Here is a 24,895-nt window from a genome sequence, read left to right as displayed (position 1 = left end):
GTGCGCAAGCTCGCGAGCACCTTCACCGGCTACGCGATCCTGATCTTCTTCGCGCTGGTGTTCATCTACCCGTTCGTCATCCAGATCGCGAACTCCTTCAAGACCGAGCCGGACGCGGCCGCCTCTCCGCTGTCGCCCATCCCGCACCCGGGGACGCTGGCGGGGTTCGAGCGGGTGTTCACCGGTACCGACCTGCCGGTGTGGCTGGGCAACTCGCTGCTGGTGACGGTCGTGCTGACGGTCGGGCGGGTGTTCCTGGACTCGCTGGCCGGGTACGCGCTGTCCAGGCTGCGGTTCCGGGGGCGGTCGGCGCTGTTCGGGGCGGTCATCGCGGTGATGGCCGTGCCAGGCGTCGTCCTCTTTATCCCGAAATTTCTGGTCCTCAACCAGTTGGGGATGTATGACAGCTATCTGGCGTTGATCCTGCCGGTGATCGTGGACGCGGCGGGCGTGTTCATCATGAAGCAGTTCTTCGACTCGATCCCGGCGGGGGTGGAGGAGGCGGCGCGGATCGACGGTGCGGGCGCGTTCCGCACGTTCTGGTCGGTGGTGCTGCCGATGGCGCGGCCGGCGCTGATCACGCTGACGATCATCTCGTTCCAGGGATCGTGGAACGAGTTCCCCCACACGCTGGTGGCCGTCCAGGACCCGGCCCTGTTCACGCTGCCGCGAGGGCTGGCCGATCTGGTCAGCGGGTCGCTGGGGGGCGGCACGCAGTACCCGCTCAAGCTGGGGGCGGCGCTGCTGGCGACGATTCCGGTGGCGGTGATTTTCGTGATCTTCCAGCGCAGATTCGTCCGCGGCGCCAACGAGGGCAGCGACAAGGGCTAACGGAACAAGAGCAAACCCCTTTTATCAAAAAGGGCAAACCCTTCTTCTTCTTGTACGGCACAGCCACCCCCACCGCACAGGGCTCAGGGCCTCCAGGAATATGGCCGCTGAGCCCGCACATGGCCGGGCGCCGTTACACGCGCACGGGCACCATCTGGGTGGTCATTCGTCAGCTTGCTTCACGAAGGGGCTGGAACTGGACGCTGAGACGTAGTCCGAGGGCTTCGGCGAGGCGTTCCAGCATGGGGATGGTCGGCATGGTGCCGCCCGCTTCGAACCGGGCCACCCCCGGCTGCTGGAGACCTGCTCGCTCGGCCAGCTCCGACTGTGTCAAGCCGAGCTCTTCACGGCGCAGCCGTACGGCCTCGCCCAGTTCGAAGCGGATCCGAACGGCTTCGTAGGCGGCTCCGGCGCCCGGACGGCTCATGATTTCGGCGCGCTTGTCGGTCCATGCCTTGCGCTCGCTCATGTCACTCATCCTCATCCGCCGTGTGACCCTCGGCGATGCACCGATGTATGGCTCGCACAGCTCGTTCGACCTCGGCCGCCGACGTGGAAGACCGCCGTTTCCTCATCTTCCTGGCTGAGCGAGGGGTCTGGCCTAGGTTTCGGTCCGTTTCTCCAGCCGGCTACCACGCGGCAGGGTGACGACCATGATGTTGCTGGGGATGTCCAGCTCGATGCGGTGCCACCGCCCGCGCGGGACGATGGCAGCGGTTCCGGCCATCAGCCTGATCTCTTCCTCCTCCTGTCCCGCCCGCTCCGGACGGAGGTAGAGGCGTATCTTCCCGATGAGGCAGGACACGACTTCCTCGGCCTCGGGGTGGACCTCCCAGTGGTCGGCATGGACATCGGCGTTGGTCTTCGCATGGAAGGCCCTCAGCTGCCAGCCGTCCTGGTCGGAGTCCATAGTTCGTTTCCCGGCGTGAATCTTGCCGCCTTGGTGAAGGCGGATGGAGGACGCCAAGAGCTCGATCGAGGTGACAGTCATGCCGAAACGACCTTCCTTCGGTGATGTTCCAACTCGCTGGTCAATCCCGGGCGGGGAGCAGCTCGCGGTCGTCGCTCTGCTCAGCCCGTGACGGTGGGCTGGTCCGGCGCAGGACGGTGAGGGCGATGAGGGCAGCGGCGGCGAGAAGCGCGGCGCCGAGGGTCAGGCCGAGCGCGTATCCGTCGGTGAGGGTCTCGGGTGTGGCGATCGGGCCGGTGCGGTGGTGGGCCGCGGTGCCGAGGACGGCGAGTCCGAGTGAGGCGCCGATCTGGCGTGAGCTGTTGAGCAGGCCGGAGGCGGTTCCGGTCTCGTGGGGGGCGACGCCGCCGGTGGCGATGGAGACCACCGGCCCGAGGCAGAGCCCGAAACCGACACTGGCGATGATCGAGGGCCCCAGGACGTCGGTGATGAAGGCGCCGTCGGGGCTGATCAGGCCGAACCAGGCGAACCCGGTCGCGGTCAGGAGCCCGCCGATGACCAGAAGGGTCCGGGGAGCGAGACGGTAGCCGAGTTTGACGGCGAGCACGGCACCGGCGACCACGCCGAGCGCGAACGGCAGGAACATGATCCCGGTCAGCGCCGGCCCCGTCCCCAGGACGCGTTGGAGGTAGAGGGACATGAAATAGAAGGACGCGGCCATGGCCGCACCGACCAGGAGGTTGTAGGCGTTCGCGCCGGCGACCGAGCGGTTGGCGAACAGGCCGAGCCGGATGAGCGGTTCGCGAGTGGTGGTCCGCTCGACGTAGAGGAACGCGGCCAGCAGTACGGCGGCGACCGCCAGGGTCGTCAGGGTGACCGGCGAAGTCCACGCGTACTGATCGGTGCGGACGACGCCGAACACCAGCAGGGTCATGCCCGCCGTGGCCAGGACGGCGCCGAGCACGTCCGGACGGCCGCCGCGAGCGGTCGGCGGACCGGCGGCGATGCCGCGCCAGGCCAGGGCCAGCGCGAACGTGACGATCGGCACGTTCACGAACATCACCCAGCGCCAGCTGACGTACTCGGTGAGCACGCCGCCCATCAGGACGCCGAGGGCGCCTCCTGCGGCGTTCATCGCGCTCCATACGCCGAACGCCCGGACACGCGCCTTGCCCGTGGGGAACGTCTCGGTCAGCAGCGCCAGCGCGGCCGGAGCCAGCGCGGCGGCTCCGATGCCCTGGGCGGCTCGGGCGGCGACAAGATGGCCGGGTACCTGGGCGAGGCCGCCGACGAGAGAGGCGAGGCCGAACAGGCCGAGCCCGAGCAGCAGGACCCGCTTGCGGCCGTAGCGGTCGGCGGCCTTGCCGCCCAGCAGGAGCAGCCCGCCGAAGGTGAGAGCGTAGGCGTGGATCACCCAGGTCAGGCCCACCGCACTGAAGCCGAGGCCGGCGGCGATCTGCGGGAGTCCGACGTTCACGACCGACAGGTCCAGCGACACCGTGAACTGCACGACGGCCACCACGGCGAGGGTGAGCCCCGGCCTGTGGATGTACTGACGGGTTCTCATGACCGCAATCGTCGTCCAGCGACTGCTCAGGGGCGTCGTACAAGCGGAGTCATCTGCCGCTACCACCTCGGGATCAACGACGGACCGGACTACAACTCCGGGAGTAGTTCCCCTAGCCGGGGAGGATGGCGGCTTCGGCGTCGGCCGCCGCCGCCTCGTCGACGCGGTCGAGCCGCCGCAGGCAGGCACTCAGGGTGAGCAGCACGTCGTGCAGGTCCTGCTCGGCTCGGCGGACCTCCTTCCGCGAGGACTTCAGCTCCTCACGTCGCCGCCCGCGCAGGTACGCCTCGGAGTAGCGCTGATCGTCGTCCCAGTCGTCCTTCGCCAGCAGCTTCCGGTGCCGCTCCTGGTGAGCGCGCGCCCTGTCGCGGTAGAGCCGTACCGCATCCTCGAGAGCGGTGAGCGCTGCTTCCGGCACCTCCAGCGCGAGCAGGCGGACGCCGAGGTTGTGCCAGACCCTTGCCTGGTCGGTGTCACGCTTTCGGCGCCGCATCTTTCGCATCGCCTCGACGATGCACGCGCGCGCCTGTTCGGTCTGCCCGCTCCGGACGAGCCGTTCGCTGCACAGGTCCAGCGTCAGGAGGAACTGAACCGTCGAGCCGGCCTTTCGCCACCAAGCCGCCATGACCTCGGCGCTCACCTCGGCGGCTTCGGCGACGCGGCCGCCCTTGTCCAGGTGATCCGCATAGGCCGTCAGCGCGTGGATGAGCTCAAAGCCGGCCGACGTGGCCCCAGCGTGCTCCAGTCGGCCACGGGTCTCGGTCACCACCTCGGCCGCTGACTCCACCGCCTCCTGGTCGCGGCCGAGCCTGGCGAGGAGCTCCGTTCGCCAGTAGCGCACATCCGGGGCCTTTGCCTGGGCAGATCGGTTGGTTTCCGACAGCCGCAGGAGCTCCTCGACAACCTCGAGTGCTTCCTCATACCGCTTGCAGTCCATGAGGCCGCGGCGTAACGCGGCCAGGGCGTGGACGATCTTGTCACCGAACAAGCCCGGTTGGACGGCGGACAATGTCCGATAGACCGCCAGTTCTTCCCGGCGAGCCAGGCAGGCGAGATCGTCCCATCCCAGCTCGGTCAGCCACTCGGCGAGTTGGTCCAGCGACTTGGGTAAGGCGGCCGGCGAGGGCCACGTATCCGAGGATCGCCCCCGCAGCTGCCTGACCAGCTCAAGCTCGTCCGCCGCCCACCGCACCGTCTTGTCCGGCCGGACCACACCTCCGTAGCGGGTGGGATCCACGGGACGTACGAGCATCGCGGGCTGAACCACTTCAGCGTCCGGCTCGTTCATCACCCGTATATACCACCTGCGCATGGGTCGGCGGGGTTGCAGGAACGGCCGGCGCTGCAGACGCGCGGGGGCATGGCGGACCAGCCAGGCGGACAATGTGGCGAGCTTGTCCTCCTCATCGTCCCAGGCGTTCCAGGGGAGCCGGTCCCCCAGCAGGTCGGACTCCCATCGGGCCACCGCTTCAGCCAGCCGCTGGTCGGCCACCGGGTGGGCCAGCGCCTCCCAAGTGGCCAGCCACGGGTCGAGCGTGCCGGACGCCTCGGCGCACACCACGAGCACCTCGTGCGCGGGTACGGCGATGTCGGATGTGGTGAGGCTGTACGTCCACCACGCGTGCAGGAATGCCCAGACCGCCGCGACCTGCTCCGCGGGCCATTGCTGCCACTGACCGCGGGCGAAGGAGCGGCCGACCTCTTCTATGCCGGATAACGGCTCCACGTAACCGTCGACGAGGTCGGACGCCAGCTGAGGCAGGATGCGGCGCAGCACCGATCCATGGTCGTCCCAGTCGGGGGCCCACCAGGTGCGCCTCAGGAGGTCGAGGCTCAGCCACGCGTCCGGCGCCTTCAGACGGGCGAGGTCTTCGGCGCTGCCCCAGTGGCACTCGCAGTTGTGCTCGTCGGGGTGGGCGGTCATGCCGCGGAAGGTGGTGGCCAGGTTCTTCAGCGCTTCGTCGAGGCGAAGGCCGGCGGGCGTCTGGACGAGATGCTTCATGGGTGTATGCCTTTGAGGGCTCCGGCGGCTCGCGCCCAGCCGAAGATCACTACCTTACTCTCTCGCCGGGGGCCTGCTATGAAGGTCGGCGTGACCATTGTTGCGACTCGTGCCGGTACGGTCCGTGGCGTCGATCTCGGGGATGTGCTCATCTGGCAGGGGATCCCCTATGCCGCTCCCCCCGTGGGTGAGCTCCGGTTGCGGCCGCCGCAACCTCCGGTGCCCTGGCAGGGCGTGCGGGATGCCACTGAGCCGGGGAACGCGGCCATGCAGTCCGTCCTGCCGGGCATGCCGGTGCCGGTCATGGACGAGGACTGCCTGTACGCGAACGTGGCGGCGCCTCCCCCCGACGGGCGGTTGCGGCCGGTGCTGGTCTGGGTGCATGGGGGTGGCTATCTCACCGGCAGCGGTGTTGACATGTACGGCGACGGCGCGGATTTCGTGCGTAGCCATGATCTTGTCGCGGTGAGCTTCAACTACCGGCTGGGCAGCCTGGGGTTCTCGACATCGGCGGCTCCTCCGGGGTGTCGGGGCTGCTCGATCAGGTTCAGGCGTTGCGGTGGGTACGGGAGAACATCGCCGCGTTCGGTGGGGATCCCGAGCGGGTGACCTTGTACGGGTTGTCCGCCGGCGCCAAGAGTGTGGCCAATCTGCTGGCCACCCCGCTCACCCGTGGGCTGATCCACCGGGCCGCGTCCAGCAGTGGCGGCGGTGATCATGTAGCCACCGAGGCGCAGGCCAAGGCCGTGGCCGGGCGGTTCCTGCGGGAGCTCGGCGTGGGTGCCGACCGGGTGCGCGAGGTGCCCGCTACCGAGATGGTCGCGGCGCAGGACGCCATCGCCACCGGGGTACGGGCGCTCTGGGTCTGGCGGCCCGTCATCGACGGGACCGTGCTGTCCGGGCGGCCCATCGACGCCATCGCCGCTGGTGCCGCCGCCGGTATCCCGCTGCTCGCGCAGACCTGCGGGAACGAGGGCGGCACCTTCCAGATGATGGACGCCAGTACGGCCGCGCAGGCGCCGCGGGTGCTGGCCGAGCTGTTCGGGGCGGGCGAGGCGGACATGATGCTGGCCGCGTACCGCGAGAGTCGGCCGAAGCTCGACGACACGGCGCTCGGTCTGGCCGTCCTCGGTGACGAGCGGTACGGCATCCCCACCACCCGGCTGGCCGAGGCGCAGGCGCGGCACGCTCCGGTGTGGCGCTCTCGCTACGACGGGCCCTTCGCCGGGGTGCCCGCCACGACGCACCTGGGCAGGCTGCTGCGCGGCGGGCACGGCGCGGATGGGCCGATGATCTGGCGGTCGGTCCCGCTCACCGAGGCCGCCGACCGGGCGTTGTCGGCGGAGCTGCATGACACCTGGGGGCGCTTCGCCAGCGGCGCCACGCCCAGCTGGGCACCCTACGACACCGCGCACCGCCAGACCATGATCTTCGACTCCGGCCGGAGCCGGGTCGAGCCCGATCCGCGCCCACTCGAGCGCCGCGCCTGGGACGGCCGCACCTGGCCCTCAGGCACCTGGTGGCGCCTTGACGGCCTCATCTGAACGCGCCAGGGCCTGACGCACCGACAGCCCCGGACTGAGCAGGCCCGGTCAGGTCAGTGGTCGTGTGGTGCTGGGATCGCGTTCACCGCGTACGGCGTGTCGGGGGTCGGGGTCGTGGTGAAGCGGGCGTTGGGCAGGTAGAGCCGGTTGCCGAACGACGCCACGGTGGTGGGGACGTCGAAGCGCGGGTCCGTCAGCCGGTTCACGACCTGCCCGGAGGATCCGTCGGCGTTGAGCCGGATGACGGTGACGGTGTTGAGCCGGTTCTGCACCGCGTACAGCGTCCGGCCGTCCAGCAGCAGGCCGTCGCCGTTGACCAGTGACTCGCCGCCCAGGTTCACCTCCGTGGTGACGCCGGTGGCGGGGTCGGCCCTGAAGAGTTTGCCGACGTTGGACTGGACGATGAGCAGGCCCTTGCGGTCGGGGGTCGGGGCGATGCCGTTGGCGTTGTTGCCGGTCGTGTACTGGATGGCGCCGGTGAGCGGGACCGAGACGGCCTGGTCGGGCAGCGCGCCGTGGCGGCCGAGTGCCAGCTTGTACAGGACGGGGTTGGTGGAGTCGGTGAACCAGGCCGCGTCTCGCGTGACCACGACGTCGTTGACGAACGACGCCCCGGTGGCCAGCGTGTACGACTTGAGCACCGCTCCGGTGCGGGCGTCGATCACCCGGGCGGTCCCGGCGGTGCCGCCGGAGACGAACAGGCGGTTCCGCGAGTCGAGCTTGAGGCCGACCGAAGGAGTGCCGGGGCCCTTGCTGACGACGGCGCCCTGTCCGGTGCGCAGGTCGGCGCGGTAGATGTCGCCGTTCGCCAGGGAGCCGAGGTAGGCCACGGGCCGGCTGCCGATCGCTATCCCCTCCGGCCGGAAGCCGTTGGGGAGCGCGATCGTCTCCGGCAAAGTAGCGACATGGGCGGGCGTACCGGACAGAGCGGGCGCGGACAAGGCGGGCGCGGCGGGCACGGTGACGAGGAGGGCGCAGAGTGCGGTCGTGAGGATCGCTGATCTCATGCGACCCACGATGCCCCCGCCCCCGAACCGAGCAAAGGCCCAAGGGGCGGGTTCACAGCCACCTCTGAGATTCACGGCCGCCTCAGAGAAACGGTCAGACCTCGATCAGCTCCACTCCCATGAGGTCCGCCAAGGCACGCAGCTCAGCGGCCCGGTGGCCGATGCCGAGGGACCAGTGGTGGGAGATGCCGGTGGCGCTCCACTCGTCCGTCCACTCCCCGGGATCGCGGCCGAAGTCGACGCGGGACGTCGTGTTGCCGATCTTGAGGTGCGGCCCGTCCACGGTCTCCCCCTCCGACACGACGAAGCCGAACCGGCCGTCCCGCCGCTGGAGCAGCCCGAACGCCGTCACCGGCCCGTGCGCGACGTCGAACTCGACCGACACGCCCCACCCACGCTTGCCGTGGAAGACGCCCAGGCCGCGCAGCAGCGGCTTGCGCGAGCTGATCGCCAAGTGGGCCGGCCCGTCGTGGCCCATCTCGACATGACCGCGCAGGAAGTCGAGCGCCTGCAGCTCGGTGAACGAGCCGCCGCCGCCCAGCCGATCCATGATCAGCATGGCCAGCGAGGTCCGCAGCTCGTACTCCCCCGCCGCCGGGACGCCCCGGGCGGTGAGCAGCGACGAGCCGAGGATCATGCCCGCGCCGAGCCGTTCGTGGATCTCGCCGTCGAGCCCTCGGTGGTAGTAGGCCAGGCTGTCGAGCTCGAAGTCGGCCACCAGCTGGTCCAGCCCGGCCGACACGCGCGCCGCCCACTCGAAGTCCTCGGGCACGACCGTGTCGGCCAGCTCGAACACCTCCCGCGCGAGCTCCATCCGCTCCTTGACCTGGGTGTCGGTGACCTTCTCCACCCGTACGCGCAGGTCGTCGAACTCCAGCACCTCCACGTGCCCGCCCAGGTTGACCGGCACCAGCGTGAGGTCGGTGGCGACGTCGAGCATGCCCGGGTACAGGTGGCCCATGAGCCCGTGCCGCCCGTCGCGCAGCGTGGCCCGCACGCCCGCCGCCTTCACCCACCGCTCGATCCGCGCCCAGGCCCGCTCGTCCTCCAGGTAGCCGGACACGGAACGGAACGGGATCCCGGCCCTGGTGAACGTGTTGGCCATCTCCGGCAGCGGGCACGCGCCGCAGTAGGCCAGCCACTGCCCGGTGTCGAACGTCTCGTGGTCCATCGACTCCGACGGCTGCAGGTTGATCAGCAGCACCGGCGCGCCGCTGCGCTGCGCGATCGGGAGCAGCATGGTGGCGGTCATGTAGGTGGTGAGAAAGCCGACGATCAGGTCGCAGCCCGCCTCCCGCAGCCGTTCCGCGGCGGCCGCGCCCTGCTGGGCGTCGGAGATGAAGCCGACGTCGACCACTTCGCAGCCGAGTGTGCCCATGCGTTCGGAGACTCGCGCGGACGAACGCTCCAGCTGCGGCAGCAGGTCGGGGAACTGCGGCCAGTACGCGCCGAGCCCGCCCGCGACGAGTCCGACCCTGGTGGGCCGTGCGGGTATCCGGTCGAGCGTCATGTCTTGGTCTCCTCTTCGGGTACGGGGGTCAGCGGAGGAAGGCGGCGGCCACTCCGGCGTCGACCGGGATGTGCAGCCCGGTGGTCAGCGACAGGTCGCCGCCGGTGAGCGCGAACACGGCCGCGGCCACGTGCTCCGGCAGCACCTCCTGCTTGAGCAGCGTGCGCTGGGCGTAGAACTCGCCCAGGCGCTCCTCCTCGACCCCGTACACGGCCGCCCGGTTGGCGCCCCAGCCGGAGGCGAAGATCCCGGAGCCGCGTACGACGCCGTCGGGGTTGACGCCGTTGACCCGGATGCCGTGCGGGCCCAGCTCGGCCGCGAGGAGCCGTACCTGGTGGGCCTGGTCGGCCTTGGCCGCGCCGTAGGCGACGTTGTTCGGCCCGGCGAAGACGGCGTTCTTGGAGGAGATGTAGACGAGGTCGCCGCCCATGTCCTGGCTCAGCAGGACCCGCGCGGCCTCCCTGGAGACCAGGAAGGAGCCGCGGGCCATGACGTCGTGCTGCAGGTTCCAGTCGTCGAGCGTGGTCTCCAGCAGCGAGCGCGACAGGGACAGGCCCGCGTTGTTGACGACCAGGTCGACGCCGCCGAAGGCGAGGACCGCCTGGCGTACCGCGTCGGTGATCTGCTCCTCGGACGTCACGTCTACGCGTACGGCGATCGCGACGTCCTGCGAGCGGTACGCGGCGCCGCCGAGCTCGGCGGCGACCTTGTCGGCGGCGGCGAGGTCGCGGTCGGCGACCACCACGCACGCGCCCTCGGCGGCCAGGCGCCTGGCGGTGGCGGCGCCGATGCCGGAGCCGCCGCCGGTGACCAGCGCGATGCGCCCGGCCAGCGGCTTGGGCGCGGGCAGGCGGCGCAGCTTGGCCTCCTCCAGCTCCCAGTACTCGATGCGGAACTTCTCCGACTCCTCGATCGGCCGGTAGCTGGACAGCGCCTCGGCGCCGCGCATCACGTTGATCGCGTTGACGTAGAACTCACCGGCGACCCGGGCGGTCTGCTTGTCCTTGCCGAAGCTGAACATGCCGACCCCGGGCACCAGCACGATCGCCGGGTCGGCGCCGCGCATCGGGGGCGAGTCGGGGGCCGCGTGGCGCTGGTAGTAGGCGGCGTAGTCCGCGCGGTACCGGGTGTGCAGCTCGCCCAGCCGGGTCAGGACGTCCGCGAGCGGCGCGTCCGGCGGCAGGTCCAGGACGAGAGGGGCGACCTTGGTGCGCAGGAAGTGGTCCGGGCAGGAGGTGCCCAGTGCGGCGAGCCTGGGGTGCTCGGCGCGGGCCAGGAAGTCGAGCACCTCCGGCGAGTCGGTGTAGTGGCCGACCTGGCGGGCGTCGGTGCTCGCAAGGCCGCGGATCGCGGGGAAGAGCTCGGCCGCGCGGCGGTGCCTGACCTCCTCGGGCAGGGGTTCGTGGACGACGGGGCCGAACGGGTCGGGGCGGCCGTGGTCGGCGATGTACTGCTCGGCGGTACGGATGATCTCCAGGGAGTTCGCCTGGCACTCGGCGCTCGTCTCGCCCCAGGCGGTGATGCCGTGGCCGCCGAGGATGCAGCCGATGGCCTGCGGGTTCGCGGCCTTGATGGCGGAGATGTCGAGGCCGAGCTGGAAGCCGGGGCGCCGCCACGGCACCCAGACGACCCGGTCACCGAAGACCCGCGCGGTCAGCTCGGGGCCGTCGGCGGCGGTGGCGATCGCGATGCCGGAGTCGGGGTGGAGGTGGTCGACGTGGGCGGAGTCGACCAAGGCGTGCATGGCGGTGTCGATCGAGGGTGCGGCGCCGCCCTTGCCGTGCAGGCAGAAGTCGAAGGCCGCCACCATCTCGTCCTCGTGCTCCGCGCCCGGGTAGACGCCGGTCAGCGCCCTGAACCGGTCCAGCCGCAGGACGGCCAGGCCGCCGGCGGTGAGCGTGCCCAGGTCGCCGCCGGAGCCCTTCACCCAGAGCAGTTCGACGTCCTGACCCGTCACCGGGTCGTTCTCGCTGCCCTTGGCGGAGGCGTTGCCGCCCGCGTAGTTGGTGTTGCGTGGATCGGAGCCGAGCGTGTGCGCTCTTTCGAGCAGTTCGTTCTTGGCGTTCGACATCAGGCCCCCCAGCCTGCCTGGTTGCCGCCGACACGGTCGGCGGCGATCTTCTCGAAGTATCCGGACTTGGCGTAGGCCGCCATCGGGTCGGGCGCGAGCCCCATCTCCTCCCGCAGCTCACCGAGCAGCGGGCGGACATCGGTGTTGTAGGCGTCCATCAGGACGGCGTTGGCGCCCAGTACGTCGCCCTCCCGCTGGGTGACGGCCAGCGCGTCGCGGTCGACGAGCAGCGCCTTGGCGGTGGCCTCCTGCACGTTCATCACCGAGCGGATCTGACCGGGGATCTTGGGCTCGATGTTGTGGCACTGGTCGAGCATGAAGGCCGTCTCGTGGGTGTACCCACCGCCGCCGATGACCTCGAACATGATGCGGAACAACTGGAACGGGTCGGCCGCGCCCACCATCAGGTCGTCGTCGGCGTAGAAGCGCGAGTTGAAGTCGAACCCGCCGAGCTTCCCCTCGCGCAGCAGGAACGCCACGATGAACTCGATGTTGGTGCCGGGCGCGTGGTGCCCGGTGTCGACCACGACCTGCGCCTTCGGGCCGAGCTTGAGGCAGTGCGCGTAGGCGGTGCCCCAGTCGGGCAGGTCGGTCATGTAGAAGGCGGGCTCGAACAGCTTGTACTCCAGCAGGAACCGCTGCTCCTCACCGAGCCGCTCGTAGACCGCGGCGAGTGCTTCGGCGAGCCGGTCCTGCCGGGCCCTGATGTCGTCCTGGCCCGGGTAGTTGGTGCCGTCGGAGAACCACAGCTTGAGCGTGTCCGACCCGGTGGCGTCCATGATGTCGACGCAGTCAAGCAGATGCCGCAGCGCCTTGCGCCGCACCTCGGGATCGGGGTGGGTGACGCTGCCGAGCATGTAGTCGTTGTCCTGGAACACGTTGGAGTTGATCGCCCCGATGGTCACGCCCTGCTCGGTCGCGTGCCGCGCGAGGTCCGCGTAGTCGTCGACCCTGTCCCACGGGATGTGCAGCGCCACGGTCGGCGCGACGCCGGTGTAGCGGTGCACCTGCGCCGCGTCGGCCAGCTTCTCGTAGGGGTCGCGCGGTACGCCCTGCTGGGCGAACACCTTGAACCGCGTGCCGGAATTGCCGTACGCCCAGGAGGGCGTCTCTATGCGCTGCTGCCGCAGCTGATCCTTGATCATTTTTCCCCGATTTCAATCCAGATGGAAAACTTCGGCCAGCGTGAACAGCCCCTCGTCGGGCCGTCCGGCCTCGAAGAAAGGAGCCATCTCCGCCTGCCAGCGGCTGTTGACATCGGTCTCGGCCATCGCCTGCTGAGCCGCCGCGAAGTCATCGGTCTCCAGGTAACCCACCAGCAGACCGTCCTCACTAAGGAACAGCGAGTAGTTACGCCACCCGGTCTTCGTCAGCGCATCGAGCATCTCGGGCCAGACGGCCCGGTGCCGCTCCTTGTACTCATCGAGCCGCTCGGGCCGCACTCGCAACAGAAAACAAACCCGCTCCACACCAACCTCCTCTCAACTGACCCGCCACCGCTCTGGACGCCTCTCTAGGCGCTTCTCCAGGCGCTTCTCCAGGCGCCTCTCCAGGCGCCTCTTCAGCGCCTCTCAGGCGCTTCTCCAGGCGCCGCGTCGGCGGGACGACGTGCGGCCGGGCCCGGCGCCCATGACGGCGCCGAACCTGGTTCACGGAACACGGCCAAGAATGCGCACGTCACGGCGCCCGACCACCTCCACCGGAGGAGCGTGCCCCTGGACAGACCCCAGCCCCGTAAGGCGGTTGGGGCCCACTTGGCTGTGCCGTAAAGAAACAAGAGCTTGTTTAATAATCGAATCCGTCGATGTTCGACGCGTCGAAAGTGAACGGCGGACCAAGGATCACCTCGCCCTGCTTGCCGATCGTGCGCTCGCCCAGCTTGCCCGCCTTGAACGTCTCCCCCTCAGCCCCCGTGATCTGCCCCGACACCAGCGCCGCGGCGGCGTAGGAGGCCAGGTAGCCGAGGTCCTTCGGGTTCCACAGCGCGAACTTCGCCACGGTCTTGTCCTTGACGAACTGCCGCATCTGGTTCGGTGTGCCGAGCCCGGTGAGCACGACTTTGCCCTTGTACTTGGAGCCGGAGATGTACCGGGCCGCCGCCGAGATGCCGACCGTGGTCGGGGAGATGATCCCCTTCAGGTTGGGATAGGCCTGCATCAGCCCCTGCGTCTGGGTGAACGACTTCTGGTCGTCGTCGTCGCCGTAGGCCACCTTGACGAGCTTCATGTCCTTGTATTCGGGCTTGCCCAGCTCGTCCTTCATGAACGTGATCCAGGTGTTCTGGTTCGTGGCGTTCGCGGTGGCCGACAGGATGGCGATGTCGCCCTTGTTGCCGATCATCCCGGCCAGCAGCTTGACCTGGCTGCGGCCGACCTCCTCCGAGCTGGCCTGGTTGATGAACAGGTCGCGGCACTCCGGCGCGGCGTCCGAGTCGTACGCGACGATCTTGATGCCCTTGGCGCGGGCCTGCTGGAGCGGCCCGCAGACGGCGTTGGCGTCGTTGGCGGCGATGAGGATCGCGTCGTGGCCCTGCTGGGTGAGGGTGTTGATGTAGGAGATCTGCGACGAGGCCGACGCGTCGGACGGGCCGACCTCCTTGGCCTCGCCCTGGTACTCCTTGGCCGCCTCGATGCCCGCGTTGTCGACGATCGTCTCGTAGGGGTTGTTGATCGCCTTGGGCAGGAAGGCGATCTTCAGCCCCTGCTTGATCGGGGCGTTCGGGTCGGCCTTGGCGGCCGACGAGGAGGCGGGCGCCGGCGCGGGCGCCGAGGCCACGGTGGACTTGGTCGTGCCGCTGCAAGCCGCTACGCCAAGAGCAAGGAGTGCGGTCACAGCGGTCAGGCGCATCGGGGTCATGAGGATCCTTTCAGAGCTGGCCTGACGAGCGAGACGAGACGGGGCGTGAGCACCGAGACGATGAGGAGCAGCCCGGTGACGATCGACTGGATCTCGGTCGAGACGTCGCCGAGCATGAGCAGGTTGCGCAGCAGCCCGATGAGCAGCACACCGGCGATGACGCCGCCGAGCGTGCCCTTGCCGCCGTCGAAGTCGACGCCGCCGAGGAGCACGGCGGCGATGACGGCGAGTTCGATGCCCACGCCGTTGTCGGCCCGGGCGGAGCCGTACCTGAGCGTGAAGACGACGCCGGCGAAGCCGGCGACGGTGCCGGAGATCACGAAGAGCAGCAGTTTGACGCGCTTGACGCGGATCCCGGCGAAGAACGCGGCCTGCTCCTGCGCGCCGATCGCGTACAGCGCCCGGCCGAAGCCGGTGGCGTGCAGGACCACGCCGACGATGGCGGCCAGCAGGACGAACAGGGCTATCGGGTACGGGATGGGCGTCCCCGGCACGTCGTTCAGGGCGAGCGCGGCGTAGTCCGGCGGGAACTGGGCGATCGCCCGGTCCCCGAGCACGACGTAGGCGAGGCCGCGATAGAGGGCGAGCGTGCCGATCGTGACGGCCAGCGACGGCAGCCCGAGCCGGGTCACCAGCAACCCGTTGACCAGCCCGCACACGGCCCCGGTCAGTACGGCGAGCGGGATGATCGCCTCGATGGCCATGCCGCCGTCCCAGAGCGAGCCGACCAGCGCGCTCGACAGCCCGAGCACGGAGGCGACCGACAGGTCCACCTCGGCGGCCACGACCAGCATGGTCATGGCCAGCGCGATGAGCGCGATCTCGTCCAGGTCGCCGAGCGCGAACGACAGGTTGTCGACGGTCGCGAAGCTCGGCGAGGTGAGCGAGCCCGCGGCGAACACGGCGATCAGCAGCGCGCCGACCAGCACGTCCCAGCGCAAGACCTTAGCCATGGCGGCTCCTGTTCCTGAGCAGACGGGCCAGTCTGAGGGCGAGCACCCGGTCGACGCTGATGGCCAGCAGGAGCAGCGCGCCGGTGATGGCCTGCTGCCAGAACGGGTTGACCCGGAGCACGACCAGCGCGCTGCCGATCGTGGTGAGCAGCAGCGCGCCGAGCGCCGCGCCGTACACGCTGCCGACGCCGCCGGTGATCGCGACGCCGCCGACCACGACCGCGCTGACCACGAGCAGCTCCCAGCCGTGCGCGGAGTCGGCGATGACCGTCCCGAACCTGGCCAGCCAGAGCACCCCCGCCAGCCCCGCGAGGCAGCCGCTGACCAGGTAGGCGACCAGGATCCGCCGCCTGACGGGCACGCCCGCCAGCCGGGCGGCCTCAGGGCTGGAGCCGATGGCGTAGAACTCCCGGCCGCTCGGGTACGACCGCAGGTAGTAGCCGATCGCCACCATGATCACCAGGGTGATGAGCGGCAGGTACGGCACCCCGAACACGGAGCCGTTGCCCAGCGACAGCAGCCCCGGCGGCAGGTTGACCGCGTTGATCTGCCGGCCGTGGGCGATGTAGTGATCGACGCCCTGGATCACGTACAGCGTGCCGAGCGTCACCACAAGGGCGGGCACCCGGCAGAAGCTGACCAGCAGCCCGTTGAGCAGCCCGCAGGCCGCGCCGATCGCCACACCGAGCAGGACGCCCGGCACGATGCCCCAGCCGCTCGCCAGCAGGTCGCCAGTCACGAAGGCGACCAGGCCGACCACGGAGCCGACGGACAGGTCGAGGTTGCGGGTGATCACCACCAGGGACTGGCCGACGGCCAGCAGCGCGAGGATGGCGGTGTTGAGCAGGATGTCCTCGATGCCCTGCCCGGACAGGAAGTTACCGTTGACGCTGGCCGTGACGCCGACGAGCGCGGCCAGCGCGATGACCAGGCTCAGCTCGCGGGCGCGGAACACCAGGTCGACGAGCCCGCGAGCGCTGCGCGCCGACGTCGTCTGCTCGGGCGGCGCGGTGGCGGTCGTCATGCGACTCCCCCAGTCATGCGGCCCTCCCGGTGGCGGCGTTCATCACGCTCTCCTCGGTCGCGTCGGCGCGCGCGATCTCGGCGGTCAGCCGTCCCTCGTGCATGACCAGCACCCGGTCGGCCATGCCCAGCACCTCCGGCAGGTCGGAGGAGATCATGAGCACCGCGATGCCCTGCCCGGCCAGTTCCGACAGCAGCCGGTGGACCTCCGCCTTGGTGCCGACGTCGATGCCGCGGGTCGGCTCGTCCACGATCAGCACGGACGGCTTCGTGGCCAGCCACTTGGCCAGCACGACCTTCTGCTGGTTGCCGCCGGACAGCACGCCCACCCCGTCACTGAGCCGCGCGAACTTCAGCCGCAACCGCACCGCCCAGTCCTTGGCCCGGTCGCGCTCGGCCTGCCGCGAGATCGTCACGCCCCTGCGCAGCGAGCGCAGCCCGGTCAGGCCGATGTTGCGCTCGATCGACAGCTCCATGACCAGCCCCTGCTGGCGGCGGTCCTCCGGCACCAGGGCCAGGCCCGCGCCCATCGCCGCCGTCGGGCTCCCGGCGGGCAGCCGCCGGCCGTCGACGGACACCGAGCCCGCGTCCCAGCGGTCCACGCCGAAGACCGCCCTGGCCACCTCGCTGCGCCCGGCGCCCACCAGCCCGGCGAGCGCGACGATCTCGCCCCGCCGTACCTGGAAGGAGACGTCGGTGAAGACGCCCTCGCGGGTCAGCCGCTCCACCTGGAGCGCGACCTCGCCGAGCGGGGCCTCCTGCTTGGGGTAGAGCGCGCCGAGCTCGCGGCCCACCATGCGGCGTACCAGGTCGTCGTGGGTGAGCCCCGAGACGGGCTCGCTGGCGATCCACGCGCCGTCGCGCAGCGTCGTGACCCGCTGGCAGAGCGAGAAGATCTCGTCCAGCCGGTGGGAGATGAACAGGATCGCGCAGCCGTGCTCGCGCAGCGCCTCGACCACCGAGAACAGCCGCGCCACCTCGTTGCCGGACAGCGCGGCCGTCGGCTCGTCCATGATCAGGACGCGGGCGTCGCGGGAGAGGGCCTTGGCGATCTCGACGAGCTGCTGGTCGGCGATGGACAGGCCGCGCGACGGCTGCTCGGGGTCGAGGGCGACGCCGAGCCGTTCGAACAGCTCCCGCGCCTGGCCGTGCATCGCCTTGCGGTCGATGCGGCCAAGGCCGCGGCGGGGTTGGCGGCCCATGAAGATGTTCTCGGCGACGGACAGGTCCGGGAAGAGCGTCGGCTCCTGGTAGATGACGGCCACCCCGGCCTGCTGGGCGTCGGCCGGTCCCGCGAAGACGACCGGCTCGCCGTTCAGCAGCACCTGGCCGGTGTCGGGCCGGTGGACACCGGCGAGGGTCTTGACGAGGGTCGACTTGCCCGCGCCGTTCTCTCCCGCCAGGGCGTGCGCCTCACCGGCGAACAGGTCGAGTGAGACCTCACGCAGCGCTCTGACCGCTCCGAACGACTTGCTGACGTTCGCGAGCGCGAGTGTGGGGGTGACACTCATGCATCCCTCCGGACAACAAACGTTTTAATCGCGACGAACCCGGAATCTAAGCGCTGGACCAGCGGGCGTCAATGCCTTCACCCGTCTTCTGGCGTCTTTGTGATTGTTACGTTTTAATCGGGGGGTGCGATTCACTGCCGTGGACCTTGGCGCCTCCAGCGGGCGAGTCATGAGTGCCGACGTGTCAGCCGACAGCGTGCGGCTGGTGGAGGAACATCGCTTCCTCAACCGGCCCGTACGCGTGGCCGGGACGCTGCACTGGGACATCCTCTCCCTCTACCAGGGCCTGCTCGACGGGCTGCGCAAGGCCGGGCCCGCCGAGTCGGTCGGCATCGACGCGTGGGCCATCGACTACGGGCTGCTCGACCGCGACGGGGCGCTGATCGGCAACCCGGTGCACTACCGCGACGGCCGCACCGAGAAGGTCACCGAGCGGATCGATCCCTACGAGGTGACCGGGCTGCAGTTCCTCCGGTTCAACACGGTCAACCAGCTCGCCTGCGACCGGCTGGACCGGGCCGAGACGATGCTGCTGATCCCCGACCTCCTGGGGTACTGGCTGACCGGCGAGCGCTGGGCCGAGCGCACCAATGCCTCGACGACCGGGCTGTACGACGTCACCAAGCGGGACTGGGCCTGGGACCTGATCGGCCGCCTCGGGCTGCCAAGCCGGATTTTTCCCGAAATTTCGGATGGTGGCGTCGCGACGCTGCGGTCCGACGTGGCCGCCGAGATTGGCTACACCACCTCCCTGGCCCAGGTGGGCTCGCACGACACCGCCTCGGCCGTGGTCGGCGTGCCCGCCACCGGCGACCGCTTCGCCTACATCTCCTGCGGCACCTGGTCCCTGGTCGGAGTCGAGCTGCCCGCCCCCGTGCTCACGGAGGAGAGCCGCCTGGCCAACTTCACCAACGAGGCCGGCATCGACGGCACCACCCGCTACCTGCGCAACGTCATGGGCCTGTGGATCCTGCAGGAGTGCCTGCGCGTGTGGGACAACCCCGCGCTGGAGCCGTTGCTCGCCGCCGCCGCCGAGGCCAGGACCGACGCCGTCATCGATCCCGACGATCCATCGTTCCTGCCGCCGGGTGACATGCCCGCCCGGATCGCGGACTACTGCGCGCGTACCGGGCAGACGGCTCCGGAGGATCGGGCGCAGGCCGTACGATGCATCCTGCAGAGCCTCGCCCTCGCCTACCAGCGGGCCGTCGCCGACGCCGTCCGCCTGAGCGGGCGGCCGGTCGAGGTCGTCCACCTGGTGGGCGGCGGATCGCGTAACGCGTTGCTGTGCCAGCTCACCGCCGACGCGACCGGCCTGCCGGTCGTCGCGGGCCCCGTGGAGGCGGCCGCCCTGGGCAACGCGCTGGTCCAGGCGCGGGCCCGCGGCGTGGTCGGTGACCTGGCCGACATGCGGGATCTGGTACGACGAAGCGAGAGCCTGCGCACCTACGAGCCACGGGGGCAATGATGACGACGGTGAGCATCAAGGACGTCGCGGCCCGGGCCGGGGTGTCGCCCGGCACGGTGTCCAACGTGCTCAACCGTCCGGAGAAAGTGGCCGACTCCACCCGGATCCGCGTCGAATCGACGATCAGGGAGCTCGGCTTCGTCAGGCACGGCTCCGCGTCGACCCTGCGGGCCGGCCACAGCCGCACCGTCGGGCTGTCCGTGATCGACATCGGCAACCCGTTCTTCACCGACGTGGCCGCCGGGGTGGAGGACGTGGCGAGCGACCGCGGCTACGCCGTCATCCTCGGCAACTCCTCGGGCAGCCGGATGAAGGAGGAGCGCAACCTGCTGGTGTTCGCCGAACAGCGGGTGCGCGGGGTGCTCATCACCCCGTCGGACGAGGACCCGGCCCGGCTCGAGCAGCTACGGGGGCGCGGCATCTGCGTGGTGCTCGTCGACCATCCGGCCGAGCGCTCCGACCAGTGCGCGGTCGCCGTGAACGACGTGACCGGCGGCTCGATGGCCGTCGCGCACCTGCTGGAGGGCGGCGCGGGCAGCCTCGGCTACGTCACCGGACCCGCCGTGATCAGACAGTGCCAGGACCGCAGGCGCGGCGCCGAGCAGGCGATGGCCGCGGGCGGCCGCGACCCGCGCGAGCTGCTCGAGGTCGCGATGCCCGCCATGACGGCGAAGGCGGGCCAGCAGGCGGCCGAGAAGCTGCTCGCCGAGGGGACGCTGCCGGACGCGCTGTTCTGCGCCAACGACCTGCTCGCGCTCGGCATGCTGCGCGGCCTGCTCCAGGCGGGCGTACGGGTGCCCGACGACGTGTCGCTGATCGGGTACGACGACATCGACTTCGCCTCGGCCTCCACGGTGTCGCTGACCTCGATCCGGCAGCCCACGTACCAGCTCGGCCGGGTGGCCACCGAGCTGCTGCTCGACGAGTGCGACAACCCGGCGACGCACGCGCACCAGCAGATCATGTTCCAACCGGATCTCGTCGTGCGGGAGTCCACGCGGTAGGTTGTGGCGCAAACCGACAAACGGGGTTGATCATGCCAAATGGTGCCCGTCATGCGCTCGGGGTGGTCGCGGGACTGCTCCTCCCTCCGTTGATCGCCGTCGGGCTGTTCTACGGCGTCGATCAGGTCAGTCGTAACTACCAGCAGTTCATCGTCTCCTGGGTCGGGCTCGGGGTGCTTCTCGGCTCGGGGGTTCTGCTCGCGTTCCTGCTCGGCTCGCGGCTGTCGCCTGTCGCCTCGCTGGTGGGCGGGCTGAAGTTCACCGCGTTCGGCATCTTGCCGTTTCTGGAGATAAGCGGACTTCGTCTGATCCCTGATCGCATGTTCGGCGACGAACTGTGGTCCGGGTTCCTGACGATGGCCTACACCGGGCTGCTGCTGATGTTCGGCGTGCTGCTGCTGGTGAGCTCGGCCTTCCCGTCCCGCTGGCGGTCGGCACCGCGCGCCGTCCCGGCCGGGCCCGCGTACGGGGTGATCCCGCCGTACCAGGGCTCGGAAGACTCGACTCGGCCATTCCACCGCGATTGACCGTCGCGCGGTCGTGGCCTGGCAGAATGCCGCCATGCGCGACTCCAGGATCGTCGATTTCCTCGCTCAGCTCGCCGCCCACGTACCCGCGCCGGGAGGCGGGGCCACCGCGGCGCTGCACGCGGCACAGGCCGCCGCGCTGCTCGGCATGGTCGCCCGCTACACCACCGGGGAGAAGTACACCGAACACGCCGAGGCCATCGTCACGATGATCGCCGAGACCGACACGATGCGCGCCCGGGCGCTGCGGCTGCTGGAGGAGGACGCGGTGGCCTTCACCGCGGTGACGGACGCCTACCGCCTGCCGAAGGGCCCGGAACGCAGCGCGGCGATCGGCGCGGCCCTCGTCGGCGCGGCCGAACCACCCGCCAGGGTCGTCGAAACGGCCACGCGCCTGGTCGAGCTCTGCGAGCTGCTGCTGCCGATCGGCAACCCCAACGTGATCACGGACGTGGCGGCGGCCGCCGACGCGGCACGCGCCGCGCTCACGACCGCACGGGTGAACGTCGAGATCAACCTGAGCGGCATCAAGGACGAGAAGGCCCGCGACGCGCTCCGCGCCCGCCTCGCCGACGTGGACGCCACCGTCGCCCGAGCGGACCGGGTGACGGCCACCGTCCGCGAACGCCTCACCGCGTGACCCCCAACCGCCACCCAGCCGCGCACCACCCACCACGCACCACCCCACCGCGCGCCACCTCGACCCGAACCCCCGAGTGCGCGGCCTTGGACACGCGCCGTCCCCGATGCGCGCCACTGAGCGGGGGGATGGTCACGGGGCCGCTGGGGCGTACGAGAGGATCGACGGGTGAAGACGCTGACGGGTAAGGAACTGGCCGCCGCCATCAGGGCGGAGACGGCGGCGCGGGTGACGGCCGGGCCGCAGCCGAAGCTGGCCGTCGTGGTCGCGACGGCCGACGAGGCGAGCCTCTGGTACGTACGGTCGATCGCCAAGGCCGCCTCAGGCGTGGGCATCGCCTGCGACCTCGCCGACCTGGGCCCCGGCGCCACGGCCACCGGCATCCGTGAGAGGCTCGAACGGCTCAGCGCCGACCCGGGCGTACACGGCGTCATGCTGCAGACCCCGCTCCCGCCGGGCGCGTCGGCGCAGGAGCTGGCCGCCGCCATCGACCCGGCCAAGGACGTGGACGGTGCCAACCCGCTGTCCCTGGGCCGCCTGGCCGCCGGGCTGCCGGCGTTCGCCCCGGCCACCGCGGCCGCCGTGCTGGCGCTGCTCGATCACTACGGAGTCGAACTGGCGGGCCGCCGGGCCGTGGTCGTCGGCCGTTCGACCGTGGTCGGCAAGCCTCTGGCGCACCTCCTGCTCGACCGGAACGCGACAGTGACCGTCTGCCATTCGCGAACCCGCGACCTGGCGGCCGTCACATCCACGGCCGAGGTGCTGGTCGCGGCCGTCGGGCGGGCCGGGCTGATCGGGGCCGAGCACGTGGCGCCCGGCGCGGTCGTCATCGACGTCGGCACCAACCCCACCGAGGACGGCGGCCTGGCCGGCGACGTGGACTTCACCGCGGTCGCGGACCGGGCCGGGGCGCTGACGCCGGTGCCGGGCGGCGTCGGCCCGGTGACGACCGCACTCCTGCTACGCCACACCGCCCAGGCAGCGGACCTGTTGTGAGCGGGTGGACGACCGAAACGCCGACGCCAGAAGGTGACGTGCCCGACGGCCGGAACCGCGCCCTGGAGAACGTCGACGCATGACGTACCAGACGACCCCAAAGGATGTCCGACGCGTGACGTACCAGACGACCGAGATAGCGACGCTGGAGGGTGTCGATGCGTGACGTGCTGATCGTGCAGAACAGCAGGAGCGGCGGCCCCGGCCGCTTGGGCGGCTGGCTGGAGGAGGCCGGGCTGCGGCTGGACGTCGTACCCGCCTACGACGGCGCCCCGCTACCCACCCGATTGTCGCACGATGCCATGATCATGCTGGGCGGCGGCTTCCTGCCGAGCGACGACGACCGGGCGCCGTGGCTGGCCACGGCCAGGAGCCTGGTCGCGCAGGCGCTGGAGGCGGGCGTGCCGCTGTTCGGCATCTGCCTGGGTGGTCAGATGCTCGCCGAGGTCGCGGGCGGCGAGGTGACCCCTGACGCGGGCGCTCCGGAGAACGGCAGCCTCCCCGTGACGCTGCGGCCCGAGGCCACCGACGACGCGCTCTTCAACGGCCTGCCTGAGGTGGTGCCCGCCATCGAGCACCATGTCGACGCGATCACCGCCCTGCCGCCGGGGGCCGTCTGGCTGGCGCAGACCACGGACTGCCCGTATCAGGCGTTCCGCGTCGGGGAGCAGGCTTGGGGGGTGCAGTTCCATCCTGAGGTGCTGCCGGCGCGTATCCGCGAGTGGCGGGTCGACGGTTTCGACCCGGACGAGGTCTATGCCCAGGCGGTGGCCGACGAGCCGGTGTCAACGCCGATCTGGCGCGAGGTGGCCACCCGCTTCGCCAAGCTCGTTTGACCTCCTCCCCTCGTGAACCGCAGGCGGGGGGTTCCACGCTCAAGGAGCTTTGATGACGAGTCGCTACCCCGCCGGGCTCACGGCGCTGGTGGTACCGATCCCGGAAGCCGAGCCGGTCGTGGGCCGTTGGCGGGCCACGCTCGACCCGTCCGCCGCGTATGGGGTGCCGGCGCATGTGACGGTTATGTACCCGTTCCTGCCGCTCGACGCGGTCGACCGGGAGGCGCTGGCCGGCCTCTTCGCCGGGCATGCGCCTTTCGAGGTGGTGTTCGCCAGGTGTGGGCGGCTGCCAGAGTTGCTGTATCTGGAGCCGGTGCCCAGTGAGCCATTCGTCCGGCTCACGCACGCGGTGACCGGGCGCTGGCCCGAGGCCCGGCCGTACGGAGGCAAGTACGAAACGGTAATGCCACACCTTTCGATCGGGTACGAGAGCGACGGCGCCGCCCTCGACGAGGCCGAAACGGCGATCGAACGAGGGCTGCCGGTCAGAGCACGGGTGGCGGCAGTCCAACTGGTGGCGTACGACGGCACGGTCTGGCAGGTGGCCGAGGATTTCCCGTTGACGGCGCCGGGCTCGCCTCGCTAGGCACACATCAGGCCACCGACACCGCACAGGCACGTCAGCTCACGTACGGCCTCGCGCTCCCTGACCGTCAGCTCACCTACGGACTCATAATCCGTGGGTCGTGGGTTCAAGTCCCACCCGCCCTACTCGACGAACTCACCGGGCTGCACCTCTGAGCAGCGCCCCCCAGACCCGCTCCGCCTCGCCCGCCATCGTCCACGCCGTCTCGTGGATCACGCCATCGGTGGAACGCCGGACGAACGCCAGCCCACCCGCGACGCAGAACTCGTACCAGAGCACGCAACGACTACACGTGTACCGGCGCACCCGAACCCACCCGCACCGAGCGGCCGGGCTCATCCATGCGAGCTGCTCGTGATCCCTCCGGAGAGGGGCCACGTGGAGGCCGTGATACTCCTCCAGCGGGTCCTGTGCCCCGCTCATCGCCGACCCTCCGTACGAGGCAGCGCGAACCAGGTCGCCTTGCCCGCCAGTCCAGGGCACGTGGCGAACCCCTGCGGGATGCAGCCGTACAGCCCGGCCGACAGCTCCGCCACGATCAGCAGCCCCCGGCCGTTCTCGGCTTGAGTGTCCGTACTCCGCAGCATCGGGCGGACGGCTCCTGCGTCGACCACCATGCAGACCACTTCGACCGGATCGACCCGTACCACCAGCTCGTACGGTGCGTCACCGTACAGAACCGCGTTGGTGACCAGCTCGCTGACCATCAGAACGGCGTCGTCAACCAGATCCCACCGCAGACCGAGCAGCAGAAGCGCGCGCCGGACGAGGTCACGGGCATCACCCACCGCCCGAGCGTCATCACGAAGCCGCCAGGCCATGCCCCGCCCAAGAGAGCTTGACCGATCCGCCACCACAGCGGCCGGCACCGATCGCGCGACTCCCGGCGCGATCTCGCCGAACAGGGGATCTTTTCCGTACATTTTGATCCTTTCTAGGGAATGTCGATTTTCTCCCGCTCTAGGTATGTCAATAAGCTTCCGCCCCTAGCGTTTCGCTGTCCATTTCCTGTCATGGCCAGAGGCCGAGCAGGAACTTTTGACTTTCAGTCTG

General features: G+C 70.2%; 25 protein-coding genes. 10 read left to right on the top strand and 15 right to left on the bottom strand.

Annotated features, from left to right (window positions below):
• Positions 1 to 831 carry a carbohydrate ABC transporter permease gene (locus AB0F17_RS23420; RefSeq protein WP_358026181.1) on the top strand — a complete coding sequence of 277 codons (831 nt, stop codon included), beginning with the start codon at positions 1 to 3 and terminating at the stop codon, positions 829 to 831.
• Positions 832 to 1,000: 169 nt separating this feature from the next.
• On the opposite strand, the gene AB0F17_RS23415 is transcribed toward AB0F17_RS23420, so the two are convergent.
• The 4 genes from AB0F17_RS23415 to AB0F17_RS23400 form a co-directional block, all read right to left on the bottom strand.
• Positions 1,001 to 1,300, bottom strand: a complete 300-nt coding sequence (locus tag AB0F17_RS23415) for a helix-turn-helix transcriptional regulator (protein WP_358026179.1) — start codon at positions 1,298 to 1,300, stop codon at positions 1,001 to 1,003.
• A gap of 132 nt (positions 1,301 to 1,432) precedes the next feature.
• Positions 1,433 to 1,741: a cupin gene (locus tag AB0F17_RS23410; protein WP_358026177.1), complete on the bottom strand. Its 309-nt coding sequence runs from the start codon at positions 1,739 to 1,741 to the stop codon at positions 1,433 to 1,435.
• Positions 1,742 to 1,862: 121 nt separating this feature from the next.
• Positions 1,863 to 3,308 carry an MFS transporter gene (locus AB0F17_RS23405; RefSeq protein WP_358026175.1) on the bottom strand — a complete coding sequence of 482 codons (1,446 nt, stop codon included), beginning with the start codon at positions 3,306 to 3,308 and terminating at the stop codon, positions 1,863 to 1,865.
• Between the two features lie 112 nt (positions 3,309 to 3,420).
• The gene (locus AB0F17_RS23400) at positions 3,421 to 5,310 is read right to left on the bottom strand and encodes a hypothetical protein (protein WP_358026173.1); all 1,890 of its coding nucleotides are present in this window, start codon (positions 5,308 to 5,310) and stop codon (positions 3,421 to 3,423) included.
• A gap of 90 nt (positions 5,311 to 5,400) precedes the next feature.
• Between AB0F17_RS23400 and AB0F17_RS23395 the strand changes: the two genes are divergently transcribed.
• Positions 5,401 to 5,919, top strand: coding sequence for a carboxylesterase family protein (locus AB0F17_RS23395; protein ID WP_358026171.1), 519 nt, complete (start codon positions 5,401 to 5,403; stop codon positions 5,917 to 5,919).
• Positions 5,865 to 6,854, top strand: coding sequence for a carboxylesterase family protein (locus AB0F17_RS23390; protein WP_358026170.1), 990 nt, complete (start codon positions 5,865 to 5,867; stop codon positions 6,852 to 6,854). The genes AB0F17_RS23395 and AB0F17_RS23390 overlap by 55 nt, the downstream gene beginning before the upstream one ends.
• A 53-nt stretch (positions 6,855 to 6,907) precedes the next feature.
• Here AB0F17_RS23390 and AB0F17_RS23385 read toward each other — a convergent pair whose 3' ends face one another.
• The 9 genes from AB0F17_RS23385 to AB0F17_RS23345 form a co-directional block, all read right to left on the bottom strand.
• Positions 6,908 to 7,861: a superoxide dismutase gene (locus AB0F17_RS23385; protein WP_358026168.1), complete on the bottom strand. Its 954-nt coding sequence runs from the start codon at positions 7,859 to 7,861 to the stop codon at positions 6,908 to 6,910.
• A gap of 94 nt (positions 7,862 to 7,955) precedes the next feature.
• Positions 7,956 to 9,371, bottom strand: coding sequence for an L-fucose/L-arabinose isomerase family protein (locus tag AB0F17_RS23380; RefSeq protein ID WP_358026166.1), 1,416 nt, complete (start codon positions 9,369 to 9,371; stop codon positions 7,956 to 7,958).
• A gap of 28 nt (positions 9,372 to 9,399) precedes the next feature.
• Positions 9,400 to 11,442, bottom strand: coding sequence for a bifunctional aldolase/short-chain dehydrogenase (locus tag AB0F17_RS23375; protein WP_358026164.1), 2,043 nt, complete (start codon positions 11,440 to 11,442; stop codon positions 9,400 to 9,402).
• Positions 11,442 to 12,587 carry an L-rhamnose isomerase gene (rhaI, locus tag AB0F17_RS23370; protein ID WP_358026162.1) on the bottom strand — a complete coding sequence of 382 codons (1,146 nt, stop codon included), beginning with the start codon at positions 12,585 to 12,587 and terminating at the stop codon, positions 11,442 to 11,444. The genes AB0F17_RS23375 and rhaI overlap by 1 nt, the downstream gene beginning before the upstream one ends.
• Positions 12,588 to 12,599: 12 nt before the next feature.
• Positions 12,600 to 12,911: an L-rhamnose mutarotase gene (locus AB0F17_RS23365; protein WP_358026160.1), complete on the bottom strand. Its 312-nt coding sequence runs from the start codon at positions 12,909 to 12,911 to the stop codon at positions 12,600 to 12,602.
• Between the two features lie 316 nt (positions 12,912 to 13,227).
• Positions 13,228 to 14,298, bottom strand: a complete 1,071-nt coding sequence (gene rhaS, locus AB0F17_RS23360; RefSeq protein WP_358026158.1) for a rhamnose ABC transporter substrate-binding protein — start codon at positions 14,296 to 14,298, stop codon at positions 13,228 to 13,230.
• Positions 14,295 to 15,251: an ABC transporter permease gene (locus tag AB0F17_RS23355; protein WP_358026156.1), complete on the bottom strand. Its 957-nt coding sequence runs from the start codon at positions 15,249 to 15,251 to the stop codon at positions 14,295 to 14,297. The genes rhaS and AB0F17_RS23355 overlap by 4 nt, the downstream gene beginning before the upstream one ends.
• Entirely contained in the window at positions 15,244 to 16,275 is a 1,032-nt protein-coding gene (locus AB0F17_RS23350) for an ABC transporter permease (RefSeq protein ID WP_358026154.1), read from the bottom strand. The genes AB0F17_RS23355 and AB0F17_RS23350 overlap by 8 nt, the downstream gene beginning before the upstream one ends.
• 13 nt (positions 16,276 to 16,288) lie before the next feature.
• Positions 16,289 to 17,785, bottom strand: a complete 1,497-nt coding sequence (locus AB0F17_RS23345; protein WP_358026152.1) for a sugar ABC transporter ATP-binding protein — start codon at positions 17,783 to 17,785, stop codon at positions 16,289 to 16,291.
• Positions 17,786 to 17,909: 124 nt separating this feature from the next.
• On the opposite strand from AB0F17_RS23345, the gene AB0F17_RS23340 reads away from it, so the two are divergent.
• The 7 genes from AB0F17_RS23340 to AB0F17_RS23310 all read left to right on the top strand — a co-directional run bounded on the left by AB0F17_RS23340 (position 17,910) and on the right by AB0F17_RS23310 (position 23,842).
• Positions 17,910 to 19,253 carry a rhamnulokinase family protein gene (locus AB0F17_RS23340; RefSeq protein ID WP_358026150.1) on the top strand — a complete coding sequence of 448 codons (1,344 nt, stop codon included), beginning with the start codon at positions 17,910 to 17,912 and terminating at the stop codon, positions 19,251 to 19,253.
• A complete protein-coding gene (locus tag AB0F17_RS23335; RefSeq protein WP_358026148.1) occupies positions 19,253 to 20,257 on the top strand; it encodes a LacI family DNA-binding transcriptional regulator in 1,005 nt (334 codons plus the stop codon). Before AB0F17_RS23340 ends, AB0F17_RS23335 begins: the two co-directional genes overlap by 1 nt.
• Before the next feature lie 32 nt (positions 20,258 to 20,289).
• A complete protein-coding gene (locus tag AB0F17_RS23330; RefSeq protein WP_358026146.1) occupies positions 20,290 to 20,784 on the top strand; it encodes a hypothetical protein in 495 nt (164 codons plus the stop codon).
• A 34-nt stretch (positions 20,785 to 20,818) separates the two neighbouring features.
• Positions 20,819 to 21,424 carry a cyclodeaminase/cyclohydrolase family protein gene (locus AB0F17_RS23325; RefSeq protein WP_358026144.1) on the top strand — a complete coding sequence of 202 codons (606 nt, stop codon included), beginning with the start codon at positions 20,819 to 20,821 and terminating at the stop codon, positions 21,422 to 21,424.
• Positions 21,425 to 21,592: 168 nt separating this feature from the next.
• The gene (locus tag AB0F17_RS23320) at positions 21,593 to 22,420 is read left to right on the top strand and encodes a bifunctional 5,10-methylenetetrahydrofolate dehydrogenase/5,10-methenyltetrahydrofolate cyclohydrolase (RefSeq protein ID WP_358026142.1); all 828 of its coding nucleotides are present in this window, start codon (positions 21,593 to 21,595) and stop codon (positions 22,418 to 22,420) included.
• Positions 22,421 to 22,578: 158 nt separating this feature from the next.
• Complete coding sequence (locus AB0F17_RS23315; protein ID WP_358026140.1) at positions 22,579 to 23,256, top strand: type 1 glutamine amidotransferase; 678 nt, start codon at positions 22,579 to 22,581, stop codon at positions 23,254 to 23,256.
• Positions 23,257 to 23,308: 52 nt separating this feature from the next.
• Positions 23,309 to 23,842: a 2'-5' RNA ligase family protein gene (locus tag AB0F17_RS23310; RefSeq protein WP_358026138.1), complete on the top strand. Its 534-nt coding sequence runs from the start codon at positions 23,309 to 23,311 to the stop codon at positions 23,840 to 23,842.
• A gap of 135 nt (positions 23,843 to 23,977) precedes the next feature.
• Here the strand turns inward: AB0F17_RS23310 and AB0F17_RS23305 are convergent, their stop codons facing one another.
• Positions 23,978 to 24,121, bottom strand: coding sequence for a hypothetical protein (locus tag AB0F17_RS23305; protein ID WP_358026136.1), 144 nt, complete (start codon positions 24,119 to 24,121; stop codon positions 23,978 to 23,980).
• 140 nt (positions 24,122 to 24,261) lie between these two features.
• Positions 24,262 to 24,630: an ATP-binding protein gene (locus AB0F17_RS23300; RefSeq protein ID WP_358026134.1), complete on the bottom strand. Its 369-nt coding sequence runs from the start codon at positions 24,628 to 24,630 to the stop codon at positions 24,262 to 24,264.
• Between the last annotated feature and the right edge of the window lie 265 nt (positions 24,631 to 24,895).

It is taken from the genome of Nonomuraea sp. NPDC026600, assembly GCF_040638335.1.
Classification (GTDB): Bacteria; Actinomycetota; Actinomycetes; order Streptosporangiales; family Streptosporangiaceae; genus Nonomuraea.
This window is presented reverse-complemented; position numbering and strand designations above follow the sequence as displayed.